Source organism: Vibrio sp. Vb0349 (assembly GCF_033338975.1).
In genome coordinates this window covers 1-2,107 of sequence record NZ_JAWOTS010000081.1, presented here as the reverse complement: position 1 = coordinate 2,107, position 2,107 = coordinate 1, and the positions used below count along the sequence as shown (strand labels likewise).

The following is a 2,107-nucleotide window of genomic DNA, read 5'->3' as shown; positions in this document are numbered from 1 at the left end:
ACACGGTAGAAGCCTTCTTGAGTACGCTCACCTTCAATAAAGTCTTTATCGTATGGGTCGCAATCTGAAGTTAGCAGGTGTGCCGCGTTCGCATCAGTACGTGCAATAACTAGCGTTGTTGTGCCAGAGACGTCTGCAGCAAGACGCGCAGCTACCAGTTTTTGTACCGCTTCTTGCGTCGGAACCAGTACTTTACCGCCCATGTGACCACATTTTTTAACCGAAGCGAGTTGGTCTTCAAAGTGAACACCAGCAGCACCGGCTTCGATCATCGACTTCATCAGTTCGTATGCGTTTAGCACGCCACCAAAGCCCGCCTCTGCGTCCGCTACGATTGGTAGGAAGTAATCAATACCACCTTCATCTTCAGGAGACTTGCCATTCGCCCACTGAATTTGGTCAGCACGACGGAAAGAGTTGTTGATGCGCTTAACCACTGAAGGCACTGAGTCCACTGGGTATAGCGACTGATCCGGGTACATAGTCGATGCAGTGTTATTATCTGCCGCTACCTGCCAGCCTGATAGGTAAATCGCTTCGATACCCGCTTTCGCTTGTTGTACGGCTTGACCACCTGTCAGTGCACCAAGACAGTTTACATAACCTTTTTTCGCACTGCCGTTAACCAGTGACCACAGCTTATCAGCACCACGTTGTGCGATTGTATTTGCTGGTACCATCGAGCCACGCAGTTCTACGACTTCTTCTGCAGTATACGTACGCTTTACGTTTTTCCAGCGTGGATTCGTTGCCCAGTCTTTTTCCAGAGCTTCAATTTGTTGGCGGCGAGTCAATGTCATTGGTCTATCCCTCTTTATTATTTGCACTTTTGTTTGTGCGTTGAGTTTCCGTTCTCAGGCAGTACATCCCTATCTGCCTCGAAAGTTTTCACGTTATTGGTATTACAGTTAAGAATTCTTAGTCTAGGTAGTCATAACCAGGAACGGTTAAGAAGTTGGTTAGCTCATCGCTAGTTGTTAGCTTCGCCATCAATTGTGCGGCTTCTTCAAAACGCCCGGCTTGATAACGTTCTTCGCCCACTTCTTGTTTCACTACTTCTACTTCTTCTTGCAAGTAGGTTTCGAACAGCGCTTTTGTCACCTGTTGACCATTGTCGAGTGACTTACCGTGCTGAATCCATTGCCAGATTGAGGCGCGAGAAATCTCAGCAGTCGCAGCATCTTCCATTAATCCGTAGATTGGTACACAGCCGTTTCCAGAAATCCAAGCTTCGATGTATTGCAGCGCAACGCGAATGTTGTGGCGCATGCCTTCTTCTGTACGTTCACCGTCACACGGTTCTAGCAACTCGGCTGCGGTAATTGGCGCATCTTCGGAGCGACTAACATCTAGTTGATTTGTTCGCTCTCCAAGTGCCGCACTGAATACTTCCATAGCAGTATCGGCGAGACCCGGGTGGGCAACCCACGTACCGTCGTGACCGTTATTCGCCTCAAGTGACTTATCGTTGTGAATTTTATCCAACACTTTCTGGTTTTCTTGCGGGTCTTTCGCGGGAATAAAGGCGGCCATTCCTCCCATCGCGAAAGCACCACGCTTGTGACAAGTACGAACCAGCAAACGCGAATAGGCGTTCAAAAATGGTTTGTCCATGGTGACGACTTGGCGATCCGGCAGAACACGATCTGGGTGTTTCTTCAGTGTTTTGATGTAACTGAAAATGTAATCCCAACGACCACAATTCAGCCCTACGATATGCTCTTTAAGTGAGAACAAAATCTCATCCATCTCAAACACAGCTGGTAACGTTTCGATCAGCACGGTCGCTTTGATCGTGCCAGTCTCTAAACCAAAATATTCTTCTGTGAAATGGAACACTTCACTCCACCACTTCGCCTCATGATGAGACTGCAGTTTAGGAAGATAGAAATATGGACCGCTGCCTTTTTGAAGCAATGCTTTGTGGTTATTGTAGAAATACAGTGCAAAATCAAAAAGCGCGCCTGGAATGATCTGACCGTGCCACGTCACGTGTTTTTCTTTTAAGTGAAGGCCGCGAACACGGCAGATCAACACCGCTGGGTCGTCCACCAGCTGATAATGCTTGCCATTGCCAGGGTTGGTGTAGCTAATGTTGCCATTAACG

General features: G+C 47.9%; 2 protein-coding genes. Both read right to left on the bottom strand.

The window, feature by feature from the left end:
* The coding region (gene aceA / locus R7Q47_RS23350; RefSeq protein WP_318089442.1) for an isocitrate lyase at positions 1-800 on the bottom strand (800 nt) is incomplete at its 3' end.
* A gap of 118 nt (positions 801-918) precedes the next feature.
* Positions 919-2,107, bottom strand: a 1,189-nt coding sequence (gene aceB, locus R7Q47_RS23345) for a malate synthase A (RefSeq protein WP_318089440.1), incomplete at its 5' end; no start/stop codon positions are given.